We start from the raw sequence: 13,067 nt of genomic DNA on the forward strand, positions 1-13,067 counted from the left end.
TACACGGGTCAGGGCCCGGCACGCCGAGAGCACGCACCTGACGCCGCGGGGCCGCCCTTCGGGCGACGGCGGGAATGTGACGACAGGGCCTAGGATCGGACGACTGCTGCTATAGACGTGGTCATGACCACCATCACGCTTGTCCAGGGGGACATCACCCAGCAGTCCGTCGACGCCATCGTGAACGCCGCGAACTCCTCCCTCCTCGGCGGGGGAGGAGTGGACGGCGCGATCCACCGGCGAGGCGGCCCGGCCATCCTGGAGGACTGCCGGAGGCTCCGCGCCTCGCACTACGGCAAGGGCCTGCCGACCGGGCGGGCCGTGGCCACCACGGCCGGTGCACTGGACGCCCGGTGGGTCATCCACACGGTGGGCCCGGTGTACAGCCAGAGCCTGGACCGGTCCGCCCTGCTGGCGTCCTGCTACCGCGAATCCCTGCGTGTGGCCGATGAATTGGGTGCCCGCACGGTCGCCTTCCCCGCCGTCTCTGCCGGGATCTACGGCTGGCCCATGGACGACGCGGCCCGTATCGCCGTGGAAACCGTCCGCTCTGCCGAGACGTCGGTGGAGGAGGTCAGGTTCGTCCTCTTCGACGAACGGGCGTACGAGGCGTTCGCGGCGCAGGTCCACTGAGGGGGCGGACCTTCCCTCGTCCGGCCCCGCCGGGCCACCGGGCCGGACCCGTCCGACGTCTCCGCCCGCACCGCTGTTCGAGGCGGCACACACGGACGGTGGAACGCGCGCGAGTGACCTGTGAGGCGGCGGCATGGCAGGGGACGTGCCTGGTCAGAGCTGTGGGACCCAGTGGTGAGGGGGATACGGCGGGCCCGGGGGCCGGTTGCGGGGGGCTTCGGTGCCTCCCACGGTGAGCCCAAGGACCACCCGCCCCGCCACGAAAGGAACGTCCATGCGCGCCCTCGTCTCCCGCGGCCTCCTTCTGCCGCCCCTGATGTGCGCCACCTTGGTCTGCGCCCCGGCCGGTGCCGCCGCCGCGCACGTCGACGCGGGCCACGAGGCGAGGGGACTCCGCGCGGCGGGAGCCGCCGCGGCCCCCGAGCCCGATGTGGACGCCCTCCTCGCCCGGTTCGACGCCCTGGACGCGGAGATCGACGCGCTCGTGGCCGAGAAGGAGGCGAAGGCGGACGCGCTCGTCGCCGAGAAGGAAGCGGAGGCGGACGCGCTCGTGGCCCGGGAGCAGGCGGAGGTGGACGCGCTCCTCGCGCGGCTCGACGCCGCGTCGGACGTGGTGGTGACCCGGATCGCCACCCTCGACCGCATGGACCGGGGCGATGTGCTCGCCCCGCTACTCGGCGAGTTGACCACGCTCGCGCGACTGGAGGGCGACCGGCTCGAACCGGCCGAGGCGGCCCGGCACGCCAAGGCCGTGACCCGCGCCCACGCCACCGTGCGGGAACGGCTGAGGAAGCTGCACACCACCGCGCCGCTCAGCGCCCACCGCGGTTCCGTCCCGGCGGTCGTCGCGCCGCTCACCCCCCACCGCGCCCCCGCACCGGTCACCCCGTACCGCGCCGCCCCGGCCGCCGACCCGGTCGGCGACGTCCTCGGCTCGCTCCAGTCCGCCGTCGACGGCTTGCTGAAGACGCTGACCTCGCTCGACCTGGGGGCCGTCCTGGGCGCGGTGACCGGGCTGCTGTCCCCGGTGCTCGGCGTGGTCACCGGCCTCCTGCAGCCGGTGCTCGGCGTCGTCGGCGGTCTCCTCGGCGGCGCGGCGCCCTCGCCCCCGGCCCTCTCCGCCCCGGAGGCGCTGCCCGCCGTCAGTCCCCTTCCGGCGCGTCGCTGATACCCAGCCGCAGGTGCTCCACGTGGTAAACGGCCTGGTCGAGCAGTTCGGCGACATGGTGGTCGTGCAGCGCGTACACCACGGAACGGCCCCGGCGCTCACCCACCACCAGCCCCAGGTTCCGCAGCAGACGCAGCTGGTGGGAGCAGGCGGACTGCTCCATGCCGACCTCGGCGGCCAACTCGGTCGCCGGGAGCGGCCCTTCGCGCAGCCGGGCCAGGATCAGCAGCCGGGAGGGCGTGGACAGGGCCTGGAGGGTGGTGGCCACCTTCGCGACGTTGCCCGCGTCCAGACGCACGCGAGGGGTGGCGTCCTGCGCTGTGGCGGCTACGGCTCCATGACCCATGGCGAGTATCTTACTCATCGCACATGAAGGCATGAATGAGTCTTCATGTGTTCCTGTATGGTGTGCCGCGTGTCTGCCACTCTCGCTCCCTCACCGGTCCGCCGAACGCCCGCCTCGACGGCCCCCCGCCGCCGTACCCGCGTCCTCGCCCTGCCCGAGGCGCGCTGGGCCCTGGCGTCGACCGTCGCCTTCCTGCTCGCCCTCCCCCTGGACCTGGCCGGCGCCTCCGCCTGGCTGTACGGCCCGCTCTACGCCGTCGCGTATGCCGCCGGCGGCTGGGAACCGGCCCTCGAAGGGCTGCGGGCGCTGCGCGAGAAGAGCCTCGACGTCGACCTGCTGATGATCGTCGCGGCGCTCGGCGCGGCCGCGATCGGTCAGGTCCTCGACGGCGCCCTGCTGATCGTCATCTTCGCCACCTCCGGCGCCCTGGAGGCCCTCGCCACCGCCCGCACCGCCGACTCCGTGCGCGGCCTGCTCGACCTCGCGCCCACCACGGCCACCCGGCTGTCGCCCGACGGCACCGAGGAGACCGTGCCGACCGACCGGCTCGCCGCCGGCGACGTGGTGCTCGTCCGCCCCGGCGAACGCATCGGCGCCGACGGCCTGGTCCTGGAGGGCGAGAGCGAGGCCGACCAGGCGACCATCACCGGTGAACCCCTGCCCGTGCCCAAGACCCCGGGCGACGAGGTCTTCGCCGGCACCCTCAACGGCAACGGCGCGCTGCGCGTCCGCGTGGAGCGCGACCCCGCCGACTCGGTCATCGCCCGGATCGTCGGCCTCGTCGAGGAGGCGTCCCGCACCAAGGCGCCGACCCAGCTGTTCATCGAGAAGGTCGAACAGCGGTACGCCGTCGGGGTCGTCGTCGCCACCCTCGCCGTCTTCGGTGTCCCGCTGGCCTTCGGCGAGGACCTCACCGGGGCCCTGCTCCGGGCCATGACCTTCATGATCGTCGCCTCGCCCTGCGCGGTCGTACTGGCCACCATGCCGCCGCTGCTCTCCGCCATCGCCAACGCCGGCCGGCACGGCGTCCTCGTCAAGTCGGCCGTCGCCATGGAGCGGCTGGGCGAGATCGATGCCGCCGCGCTCGACAAGACCGGCACGCTCACCGAGGGCACGCCCGAAGTCACCGCCGTACGGCCGCTGCCGGGTTCCGGGCTCGACGAGGACGGGCTGCTGGCACTGGCCGCGGCCGCCGAGCACCCCAGCGAGCACCCGCTGGCCCGCGCGGTGGTGGCCGCCGCCGGCGCGCGAGGACTGCGGCCGGCCGCCGCCGAGGAGTTCGCGGCCACACCGGGGCGGGGCGTACGCGCCCTCGTCGAGGGATCCGTCGTGACCGTGGGACGCCCGGGGAAGTACGGCGTACGCCCCGACGGAACGATCTCCGACGGGACGACCTCCGAAGGCGCCGTCCGCGACGGCGACGGTGACGGCCAGGACTCGGGCGGGACGACCGTCCTCGTCGAGCGGGACGGGGTCGCCGTCGGACTGCTCATCCTCACCGACCGGGTGCGCCACGACGCGTCCGCCGCCGTCGCCGGGCTCACCGCGGTGACCGGTACGGCTCCCGTGCTGCTGACCGGGGACGAGCCGCGGACCGCCGCGCGGGTGGCCGCCGGGACCGGGATCACCGACGTCCGGGCCGGGCTGCTGCCCGAGGACAAGGTGACGGCCGTACGGCAATTGCAGGCCGACGAGGGCCGCAAGGTGCTGTTCGTCGGGGACGGCGTCAACGACGCGCCCGCGCTGGCCGCCGCGCACTCCGGCGTGGCGATGGGGCGCGCCGGGTCCGATCTGGCGCTGGAGACGGCGGACGCCGTGGTCGTGCGGGACGAGCTGGTCGCGATCCCGGCGGTGGTGCGGCTGTCGCGGGCGGCCCGGCGGCTGGTGGCGCAGAACCTGGTCATCGCCGGGGTCTGCATCGCCGTGCTCGTGGTGTGGGACCTGGTCGGTCACCTGCCGCTGCCGCTCGGGGTCGCCGGGCACGAGGGCTCCACCGTGCTCGTGGGGCTCAACGGGCTGCGGCTCCTGCGGGAGAGCGCTTGGCGGCGGGCCGTGGGATAGGAACTCCCCGGGGCCGGAAGCGGGGCCGGAACCGGGGACCGGCCGGCACGAGGTCACCCCACCTTCATGTCGGATTCTCGCCAGCCCCGCCTCCTCCCGTCCTCGATGCTTGAGCCATGCGGAACGGGATGTACAGGGACGTGGAGCGGTGTGTGCGGGCCGTCCAGTCGAAGGACGCGCGGTTCGACGGCTGGGTGTTCACCGCCGTGCTGACCACGCGGATCTACTGCCGGCCCAGCTGTCCGGTGGTGCCGCCGAAGCCGGAGAACATGACGTTCCACCCGAGCGCTGCCGCCTGCCAGCAGGCCGGGTTCCGGGCCTGCAAGCGGTGCCGGCCCGACACGAGCCCCGGGTCCCCGGAATGGGACCAGCGGGCCGACCTGGTGGCCCGGGCGATGCGGCTCGTCGCGGACGGCGTGGTCGACCGGGAGGGAGTACCGGGGCTGGCCCGCCGGCTCGGGTACAGCACCCGGCAGATCGAGCGGCAGCTGCTGGCGGAGCTGGGCGCGGGGCCGCTCGCCCTCGCCCGTGCCCAGCGGGCGCAGACCGCGCGGCTGCTGATCGAGACCACCGCACTGCCCATGGCGGAACTCGCGTTCGCCGCCGGGTTCGCCTCCATCCGGACGTTCAACGACACCGTGCGGGAGGTCTACGCGCTCTCGCCCAGCGAACTGCGGCAACGGGCCGCCGGACGGGCCGGGCTCCCGACCGCCGTGCCCGGCGGCTCCGCAGGGACACCCGGTGTCCTGTCGCTGCGGCTCCCGTTCCGGGCCCCGCTCAACCCGGACAACCTCTTCGGGCACCTCGCCGCGACCGCCGTACCGGGCGTGGAGGAGTGGCGCGACGGCGCGTACCGGCGCACGCTCCGGCTGCCGTACGGGCACGGCATCGTGGGCCTCACCCCCCGGCCGGACCACGTCGCGTGCCGCCTCACCCTCAGCGATCTGCGGGACCTGCCCGTCGCCATCAGCCGCTGCCGCCGCATGCTGGACCTGGACGCCGACCCGGTGGCGGTGGACGAGCAGTTGCGCGAGGACCCGGTGCTGGCCCCGCTGGTCGACAAGGCGCCCGGCCGCCGGGTGCCGCGGACCGTCGACGAGGCCGAGTTCGCCGTACGGGCGGTCCTCGGCCAGCAGGTCTCCACGGCTGCCGCCCGCACCCACGCGGGCCGTCTGGTCCTCGCCCACGGGGAACCGGTCGACGACCCCGAGGGCGGCCTCACCCATCTCTTCCCCACGCCCGAGGCGCTCGCCGCGGTCGACCCCGACGCCCTGGCGATGCCCCGCACCCGCCGGACGACCCTCACCACGCTGGTCGCCCGGCTCGCCGGGGGCGAGCTGCGCCTCGGGGTGGACAGCGACTGGGCGGAGACCCGCGCCCGCCTCCTCGACCTGCCCGGTTTCGGCCCGTGGACCGCCGACGTCATCGCCATGCGCGCCCTCGGCGACCCCGACGCCTTCCTCCCCACCGACCTCGGCGTCCGGCGCGCCGCCGCGGAGCTTGGCCTGCCCTCCACCCCGGCCGCGCTCACCGCCCGCGCCGAGGCCTGGCGGCCCTGGCGGGCGTACGCCGTCCAGTACCTGTGGGCGACGGACGGCCATCCCATCAACTTCCTTCCCGCATGAGCCCCTTGAAGGACACGGCATGAAGCAGCACACAGTGATCGACAGCCCTTACGGCCCCCTCACCCTCGTCGCCGACGACGGGCTGCTGTGCGGCCTCTACATGACCGGGCAGCGCCACCGTCCGCCGCAGGAGACCTTCGGCCCGCGCGCCGACACCCTCTTCGCCGAGGCCGAGGAGCAGCTGACGGCGTACTTCGCGGGCGAGCTGCGGCAGTTCACCCTCGCGCTGCGCCTGCACGGCACCCCGTTCCAGCGCGGCGTGTGGGAGCAGCTCGCGCGGATCCCCTACGGCGAGACCCGCTCGTACGGCGAACTCGCCGACACGCTGGGCAGCCCCAAGGCGTCCCGCGCGGTCGGCCTCGCCAACGGCAGGAACCCCGTCGGCATCATCGTGCCCTGCCACCGCGTGGTCGGCTCCGACGGCAGCCTCACCGGCTACGGCGGCGGCCTGGACCGCAAGCGGCGCCTGCTGGACTTCGAACGGGGCACGGCGCTGTTCTGACCGGCCGCTCAGCCGCCCCCGGCAGCGATCCCGCGCAGCAGTTCCGGCAGGGCGGTGCCGATCGGCTCCCGTACGACCTCGTCGGCCAGCTCGTCGTACGGAGTGGGCTCGGCGTTCACGATGATCAGCCGGGCCCCGTGGTCGACGGCGACCCCGGCGAGCCCGGCGGCGGGCTGGACCTGGAGGCTGGTGCCGACGGCGATGAACACCTCGCACGCCTTGGTGACGGCGACGGCCTCGCCGAGCACCACGGGGTCGAGACGCTCGCCGAACATCACCGTCGCCGACTTCAGCACGCCCCCGCACTCCAGGCACGGCGGGTCGTCCTCCCCGGCGTCGAGGCGGGCGAGCGCGTCCTCCATCGGCGTACGGGCATGGCACTCGGTGCACACCACGGACCGGGCCGTGCCGTGCAGTTCGAGGACCTTGCGGGCCGGCATGCCGGCCAGCTGGTGGAGTCCGTCCACGTTCTGCGTGATCACCCGCACCGGCACCCCGGACCGCTCCAGCTCGGCCACCGCCCGATGCGCCGCGTTCGGCTCGGCCCGCAACGTCTCACTCTGCCGCCGCATCCGCCACGAGCGCCGGCGGATCTCCGGGTCACCCATGTAGTACTGGTACGTCACCAGCTTCTCGGCCTCCGGGTCCGTGCGCCACAGCCCGTTGGGGCCGCGGTAGTCCGGGATACCGGAGTCGGTGGAGACACCGGCGCCGCTGAGCAGGGCGACGAGAGGCTTCTTCATGGGGCCGAGGGTAGGTCGCCCGCCGGCCCGCGACCAGCGTATTTCGGCGGCGGTGAGCACGGGGAGCGGGGGCGGGCCGGGCGGAGGGGACCGGCCGGTCAGACGGCGGGGATGCCGTAGGCGCGGTCGTAGTGCTGGGCCACCAGGAGACCCGAGGGGGCGCAGGCGAGCTGCCAGTCGTTGACGCCGGTCTCCACGCCGTCGGTGAAGTTCCACAGCAGCCGGCCGCGGGCCGCGTCGATGGCGTAGAAGCCGTTCCTGTTCTTGTAGGCGGGAACGTAGACCGCGCCGGGCCCGGCGGTCACCGGCAGGTCGACGTTCAGGCGCGGGGTGGGGCAGAACCAGCGCCGGGAGCCGGTGGCCGCGTTGAACGCGTGGACGCCGGACGGGTTCGTGCCCGTGACGTACACGGTGTTGCCGTGGACCCCGAGGGAGGCGAACTGTCCGTCGTCGGGCTCCACCCGCCAGCGCGGCCTGCCCGTGCCGAGGTCGAGGGCCTGGAGCTCCTGGCCGATGACGAACACGGTCCGGTCGAGGACGGCGAGACCCGGCCGGAGGTCGTAACCGACGGGGTGCCGCCACAGGACCCCGGAGCTGTCCGTGTCCCGGACGGTCACATTGCGCAGACCGTCCGCGTAGACGAAGTGGCCGGGGACGATCACCGGTGCCAGCCGGACGCCGACGTCCTCCGGGCTGATGGGGATGACCTCGGCGATGCGGCTCGCGAGGTCGACGGCGAAGACCGTGTCCGTGGACGTCGCGACGCCCTGCTCCGCGGACTCCCGCTCGAGCCGGACACCGATGACGGATATGACGCGGTCGCTCACGACGCCGAGCAGGGTGGCGAAGCGGAAGTCCGGCCCGAAGCCGATCGTGAACCGCTCCGAACCGTCGGCCGGGTCCACCCCGATCACCGTCGAGCCCTCGCCCAGCGCGACCGCCGCGCCGAAGGTCAGGACGACCGGGGTGGGCGACTGGCTGATGCCCGAGTAGACCCAACGGGGCCGGCCGCCGCCCTTGAGGTCGAGACAGAGCAGGTCACCCGGCCGGGTCTTCACCAGGGCCGTCCCCTCGTGGAACACGGCCGGCGCCTGGAGCAGCGGGTCGCCCCGGTACACCCACGCCGGCTCGGGTGCGGGACCCAGCGGTTTCACTGTCCGCCCGTCCGGCGTCCCCCGCCGGGAGAGGAACACGGCACCCCCGATGGCGGCCGCGGTGGTGGACGCCGCCGACGCGGCGAGCACCGTACGCCGGGACGGGCCCGACCGGGGGTGCGCCCGGCGGTGTCCCGGGGAGGCGGCCCGGTGGGGCTCCGGCTGCCCGGGGGAGCCGTCCGCGGGGGTTCCCGGAGTGCCGCTGACGTACGGCTCGCCGGTGGCCGCCGCCTCCGTCCGGCGGGCGGAACGGTCGCGGCCCTCCGCCTCGCCCGGCGTCGGCGCACCGGAGGAGTGCGGAACGCGCTCGGCAGCGTGGGGCGCCGGACCGGCGGCGTACGGGGCCCGATCGGCGGCGTAGGGCGCCCGGCCGGGAGCGTACGGCGCCCCGCCCCCGCCGTCGGGTCGGGGCGTCCCCTCCCGCTCCTGGACGCCGGTCGCCCCGTCCCGGCCGGCGTACGGCTCGGGGTCCTTCCCGGCGGCGGGGCCGGTGAACACCTCGTCCGGCGCGGTGGCGAACGTCGCGACCGCCGCCGCCCGGAGCGCGACCGAGGCGGACACCGACGGCGGCAGCCAGCCCTCGCCCGTCACCTGCTCCACCCCGCCGGGCGCGCAGGCGGCGGCCAGCTTGTCCGGGGTGATCCGCAGCCGCGGGTCCTTGGTGAGGCAGAGCCCGATGATCTTGTCGAGCGGTTCGGGCACGCCCGTCAGATCGGGTGCGCTGTGCGCGACCTGGTAGAGGAGGGTGGCCGCCGCCGTCCCGCTGAACGGGGCGTGCCCGGACGCGGCGTACGTGAGCACGGAACCCAGGGAGAAGACATCGCCCTCGGGGCCCAGCGGCTCGCCCGTGGCCTGCTCGGGACACATGTACTCGAAGGACCCGAACAGCGCCCCGGAGCGGGTGAGGTCGTACCCGTCGGTGGCGCGCACGATACCGAAGTCGATGACACGGGGACCGTCGGCGGCGAGCAGCACGTTGGAGGGCTTGAGATCGCGGTGCACCAGCCCGGCGGCCTGCACCGAGATCAGCGCCTCGGCGATCCCGGCGCCCAGCGCCAGTACCGACTCCACCGGCAGCGGCCCGTGCTCCGAGACCGCCTCGGCCAGGGTGGGACCCGCGATGTAGTCGGTGGCCAGCCAGGGGATCGGCCCGTCCGGGTCGGCGTCCACCACGGGCGCCGTGTACCGGCCGCCGACCGCCCCCGCCGCCTCCACCTCACGACGGAAACGCAGCCGGAAGTTCCGGTCGCCCAGCAGCTCCGGGCGGACGGCCTTGACCGCGACGAACCGTCCCTGAGGGGAGCGTGCCAGGTACACCCGCCCCATCCCGCCCGCGCCGAGCCGGGCCGCGAGCCGGTGGGGACCCAGTACCTCGGGGTCGTCAGGGCCAAGTGGTTCCATGACCTCAGCTGCCTGTTCTCGGTGAAGACGGGCGAGCACGGCCCGCGCGGGGTGGGGGAGAGACCGGCGTGTCCGGGCGGACCGTGTGAGGCCGCCTCCCAGAGCCCCGCAGCCGGTTCCTGAGCGGGCGGCCACAGGGCGATCGCTCGGACGGGGTCTGCCGTCAGCCTAGAGGCTGGAGCGGCGACCAGGCGGCGTTTTCGGCCAACGCTTTAATTTTCCATGAAGTGGGGTGGTGGGGGCGGTCGGCGCTTTCACGGACCGTACAAGGCGAGTTGACAGGAGGTCAGCTGACTCCTGTCAACGGCCGGTCCTGGCGACGAGGGGCAGCGGTGGCGCATAGTCGACGGTCCTCAGCCGACCCGGAACCCGTTCTCCAGCTCGACCGGACCGGTGCCGTCCGCCAGCGCGTCGAGCGCCGCGAGCACCCGGCGGCCCAGCACCTCCGGCAGGTAGCCGGTCAGTTCGGCCCGGGGCACGAGCCGCCACGACAGCAACTCCTCCTCCTGCAACCGGATGCGGGCCAGCTCGTCCTCGCCGAGCACCCCGCCGTCGTACAGATACGCCACCAGCGGCGGCCGCCCCGCACCGCGCACCCAGTCCACCGCGACCAACCGCCCGAGCGCGACGTCCAGGCCGATCTCCTCGGCCGTCTCGCGCCGCGCTCCCTGCCGGGGCGTCTCCCCGTCGTCCGACTCGATCGTCCCGCCCGGCAGCGCCCACCCCTCGCGGTAGTTGGGTTCCACGAGCAGGACCCGCCCCTCGGCGTCCCGGAAGAGGGCGGCGGCACCGGCGAGGACACGCGGGAGGCTCGCGATGTACGCGGCGTAGTCCTGAGTGGTCATCCGGACAGAGTAGACGGCGCCCACCCGTGGAGCACCGAGGCCTGCGCCAACCGCACCGTCCGCTCCGCGAGTTCGCTGATCCGCACGCCGTCGAAGCCGAACACGGCGCTGCGCACGGTGTCCTCCAGCGGGACCGTCCACCGGTCCGGGATCGCCGCCGCCCCGCACAGCACCCCCGCCACCGAACCGGCGGTCGCGCCGTTCGAGTCGGTGTCCAGGCCGCCGCGCACGGTCAGCGCGATGGTCCGGGTGAAGTCGCCGTCGCCGTACAGGAGCCCGGCGGTGAGCACCGCCGCGTTCGGGATCGTGTGGATCCAGTGCGCCCCCGCGGTCTCCTCGGCCACCGTCGTGAGGGTGTCGTCCCAGGCCATCCCCGTCTGGTGCAGCGAGGCGACCCGGCGCACGGTCCGGGCGAGCCGGCTGCTCGCCGGGATCACCGCCAGCGCCTGGTCCACGGCCTCCCGCACGGTGCCCGCCGTGAACGCCGCCGACACCAGCGCCGCCGCCCACATCGCCCCGTACACCCCGTTCCCGGTGTGCGACAGGACCGCGTCACGGCGGGCCAGCGAGGCCGCGCGGCGGGGCGCGCCCGGACAGGTCCAGCCGTGGATGTCGGCGCGGATGAGGGCGCCGATCCACTCCTGGTACGGATTCTCGTACGTGGCGGTCAGCGGGGGCTTCAGACCATTGGCCAGATTGCGGTAGGCCGCCCGCTCCGCCGTGAACGTCTGGAGATACGGCAGCCGCAGCAGCCACAGGTCGCCGACCTGCTCGGTGGTGAAGCCGAAGCCGTACGTCTCCAGCAGGTGCAGTCCCAGGATCGCGTAGTCCACGTCGTCGTCGCGGCAGCTTCCGTGGACGCGGCCGCGTACGCACTCCCGCCACTCGGGGCGCAGCGCGAGCCGGTCGCCCTCGTCGGCCGGCTCCGGCAGGTAGTCGGTGAGGGGCAGCGCGTCGGCGCGGCGCAGATAGCGGTCGATGCGCTCCCGCGTCCAGTGGTCGCCCAGCTCGACCGGCTTCCCGAGCATGTTGCCCGCGATCCGGCCCAGCCAGCCTCCGAGTACACGGTCGGCGAGTTCGCTGCCCTCAGGGGTCATGGTGGAAGGTCTACCCAATTCCGCGGAACGACGCTCGGTGAACGGACGGGTACGCGGCGTGTCGCGTTCGAGGGGCGGGACAGGGCATGACGGAGGGGCCCCGGTGCGGTTAGGGTCACAGCGGCGCGACTGCCTTGACATGCGCAAGGCCCGATGAGCGAGGGGAACGCAAGGTGGCGAACGCCGCTGTGGACGGGACCGACACTGACACGGCAATCCCGCGGGTGCTGATCGCCGCGGACAAGTTCAAGGGCACCCTCACCGCCGTCCAGGTCGCCGAGCGGGTGACGACCGGCCTGCGCCGGGTCCTGCCGGACCTGGCGGTCGAGGCGCTGCCGGTGGCCGACGGGGGAGACGGCACGGTGGCCGCCGCGGTCGCCGCCGGATTCGAACGGCACGAGGCACGGGTGACCGGCCCGCTGGGCGAGCCCGTGACCGCCGCGTACGCGCTGCGCGGCGACACCGCCGTGGTCGAGATGGCCGAGGCGAGCGGGTTGCAGCTGCTGCCCGACGGGGTCTTCGCACCGCTCACGGCCTCCACGTACGGCTCCGGTGAGCTGTTGCGCGCCGCGCTGGACGCGGGGGCCCGCACGATCGTGTTCGGGGTGGGCGGCAGCGCCACCACGGACGGCGGCGCCGGCATGCTCGCCGCGCTGGGCGCCCGCTTCCTGGACGCGGCGGGCGAGCCCGTCGGGCCGGGCGGCGGCGGGCTGCGCGACCTGGTGACCGCGGACCTGACGGACCTGGACCCGAGGTTCGCCTCCCTCGACCTCGTCCTGGCGAGCGACGTCGACAATCCGCTGACGGGCCCCAAGGGGGCGCCCGCGGTGTACGGCCCGCAGAAGGGCGCGAGCCCCGACGACGTGGCGGTCCTCGACGCGGCGCTGGCCCACTTCGCGGCCGTCCTGGAGAAGTCCCTCGGCGCCCGGGCCGCCGAGCAGGCGCTCGCGCCCGGCGCGGGCGCCGCGGGCGGCATCGGCTACGGCGCCCTCGTCCTCGGCGCCCGCTTCCGCCCCGGTATCGAGGTGATGCTCGACGTCCTGGGGTTCGCCGAGGCCCTGGACAGGGCCACGCTGGTGATCACCGGCGAGGGCTCCCTCGACGAGCAGACACTGCACGGCAAGGCACCCGCGGGGGTCGCCGCGGCCGCGCGGGCCGCGGACAGGGAGGTCGTGGCGGTCTGCGGCCGCCTGGCCCTGCCCCCGGAGGCGCTGGGGCGCGCGGGCATCCGCCGGGCGTACCCGCTGACGGAGGTCGAGCCGGACGTGGACCGCTGCGTCGCCGATCCGGGCCCGATCCTGGAGCGGGTGGCCGAGGGGATCGCCCGGGACTTCCTGACCTGACCCGAACTAGCGCGGGGCCGCCCTCCGGGCGACGGCGGGAATTTGACGACAGGGCCTAGTAGTGCTTGGTCAGGTCGTTATCAGTTCTGGCATGTTGCGGTGACAGGTGGGACAGGCGCCGGTCCAGACCGCGAGGAGTAACTGCAGCT

The 13,067-nt window shown here is 74.4% G+C and carries 11 protein-coding genes; 6 read left to right on the top strand and 5 right to left on the bottom strand.

The annotated features are described in order from the left end of the window. The first annotated feature begins 123 nt into the window (after positions 1-123). Both ACZ4Z2_RS36795 and ACZ4Z2_RS36800 read left to right on the top strand, forming a co-directional pair. Entirely contained in the window at positions 124-633 is a 510-nt protein-coding gene (locus tag ACZ4Z2_RS36795) for an O-acetyl-ADP-ribose deacetylase (protein WP_468082082.1), read from the top strand. A gap of 274 nt (positions 634-907) precedes the next feature. Next, positions 908-1,801: a hypothetical protein gene (locus tag ACZ4Z2_RS36800; RefSeq protein ID WP_468082084.1), complete on the top strand. Its 894-nt coding sequence runs from the start codon at positions 908-910 to the stop codon at positions 1,799-1,801. On the opposite strand, the gene ACZ4Z2_RS36805 is transcribed toward ACZ4Z2_RS36800, so the two are convergent. Then, positions 1,776-2,147 (bottom strand): ArsR/SmtB family transcription factor, encoded by a 372-nt coding sequence (locus ACZ4Z2_RS36805; protein WP_390943947.1) that lies wholly within the window; start codon positions 2,145-2,147, stop codon positions 1,776-1,778. The genes ACZ4Z2_RS36800 and ACZ4Z2_RS36805 overlap by 26 nt on opposite strands. A gap of 57 nt (positions 2,148-2,204) precedes the next feature. On the opposite strand from ACZ4Z2_RS36805, the gene ACZ4Z2_RS36810 reads away from it, so the two are divergent. The 3 genes from ACZ4Z2_RS36810 to ACZ4Z2_RS36820 all read left to right on the top strand — a co-directional run bounded on the left by ACZ4Z2_RS36810 (position 2,205) and on the right by ACZ4Z2_RS36820 (position 6,335). Further along, a complete protein-coding gene (locus ACZ4Z2_RS36810) occupies positions 2,205-4,208 on the top strand; it encodes a heavy metal translocating P-type ATPase (RefSeq protein WP_468082092.1) in 2,004 nt (667 codons plus the stop codon). A gap of 116 nt (positions 4,209-4,324) precedes the next feature. After that, the gene (locus ACZ4Z2_RS36815) at positions 4,325-5,833 is read left to right on the top strand and encodes an AlkA N-terminal domain-containing protein (RefSeq protein ID WP_468082085.1); all 1,509 of its coding nucleotides are present in this window, start codon (positions 4,325-4,327) and stop codon (positions 5,831-5,833) included. Positions 5,834-5,852: 19 nt separating this feature from the next. After that, positions 5,853-6,335, top strand: a complete 483-nt coding sequence (locus ACZ4Z2_RS36820) for a methylated-DNA--[protein]-cysteine S-methyltransferase (RefSeq protein WP_468082086.1) — start codon at positions 5,853-5,855, stop codon at positions 6,333-6,335. An 8-nt stretch (positions 6,336-6,343) separates the two neighbouring features. Here ACZ4Z2_RS36820 and ACZ4Z2_RS36825 read toward each other — a convergent pair whose 3' ends face one another. From ACZ4Z2_RS36825 to ACZ4Z2_RS36840, 4 genes are all read right to left on the bottom strand, one after another. Next, positions 6,344-7,078: an SIR2 family NAD-dependent protein deacylase gene (locus tag ACZ4Z2_RS36825; RefSeq protein WP_468082087.1), complete on the bottom strand. Its 735-nt coding sequence runs from the start codon at positions 7,076-7,078 to the stop codon at positions 6,344-6,346. Positions 7,079-7,176: 98 nt separating this feature from the next. Beyond that, on the bottom strand, positions 7,177-9,633 hold the full coding sequence (locus ACZ4Z2_RS36830) for a protein kinase domain-containing protein (protein WP_468082088.1): 2,457 nt from the start codon (positions 9,631-9,633) through the stop codon (positions 7,177-7,179). Between the two features lie 353 nt (positions 9,634-9,986). Further along, a complete protein-coding gene (locus ACZ4Z2_RS36835) occupies positions 9,987-10,478 on the bottom strand; it encodes an NUDIX domain-containing protein (protein ID WP_468082089.1) in 492 nt (163 codons plus the stop codon). Then, entirely contained in the window at positions 10,475-11,575 is a 1,101-nt protein-coding gene (locus ACZ4Z2_RS36840) for an ADP-ribosylglycohydrolase family protein (RefSeq protein ID WP_468082090.1), read from the bottom strand. The genes ACZ4Z2_RS36835 and ACZ4Z2_RS36840 overlap by 4 nt, the downstream gene beginning before the upstream one ends. 173 nt (positions 11,576-11,748) lie before the next feature. On the opposite strand from ACZ4Z2_RS36840, the gene ACZ4Z2_RS36845 reads away from it, so the two are divergent. Continuing rightward, positions 11,749-12,918, top strand: a complete 1,170-nt coding sequence (locus tag ACZ4Z2_RS36845) for a glycerate kinase (RefSeq protein ID WP_468082091.1) — start codon at positions 11,749-11,751, stop codon at positions 12,916-12,918. Positions 12,919-13,067: the final 149 nt, after the last annotated feature.

Source organism: Streptomyces sp. NPDC030183, from assembly GCF_055573455.1.

Coding starts and splice junctions, on each gene's coding strand:
- ACZ4Z2_RS36810 (WP_468082092.1), top strand. CDS start 2,205: ATGGTGTGCCGCGTGTCTGCCACTCTCGCTCCCTCACCGGTCCGCCGA.
- ACZ4Z2_RS36835 (WP_468082089.1), bottom strand. CDS start 10,478: ATGACCACTCAGGACTACGCCGCGTACATCGCGAGCCTCCCGCGTGTC.
- ACZ4Z2_RS36800 (WP_468082084.1), top strand. CDS start 908: ATGCGCGCCCTCGTCTCCCGCGGCCTCCTTCTGCCGCCCCTGATGTGC.
- ACZ4Z2_RS36815 (WP_468082085.1), top strand. CDS start 4,325: ATGCGGAACGGGATGTACAGGGACGTGGAGCGGTGTGTGCGGGCCGTC.
- ACZ4Z2_RS36825 (WP_468082087.1), bottom strand. CDS start 7,078: ATGAAGAAGCCTCTCGTCGCCCTGCTCAGCGGCGCCGGTGTCTCCACC.
- ACZ4Z2_RS36830 (WP_468082088.1), bottom strand. CDS start 9,633: ATGGAACCACTTGGCCCTGACGACCCCGAGGTACTGGGTCCCCACCGG.
- ACZ4Z2_RS36840 (WP_468082090.1), bottom strand. CDS start 11,575: ATGACCCCTGAGGGCAGCGAACTCGCCGACCGTGTACTCGGAGGCTGG.
- ACZ4Z2_RS36795 (WP_468082082.1), top strand. CDS start 124: ATGACCACCATCACGCTTGTCCAGGGGGACATCACCCAGCAGTCCGTC.
- ACZ4Z2_RS36820 (WP_468082086.1), top strand. CDS start 5,853: ATGAAGCAGCACACAGTGATCGACAGCCCTTACGGCCCCCTCACCCTC.
- ACZ4Z2_RS36805 (WP_390943947.1), bottom strand. CDS start 2,147: ATGGGTCATGGAGCCGTAGCCGCCACAGCGCAGGACGCCACCCCTCGC.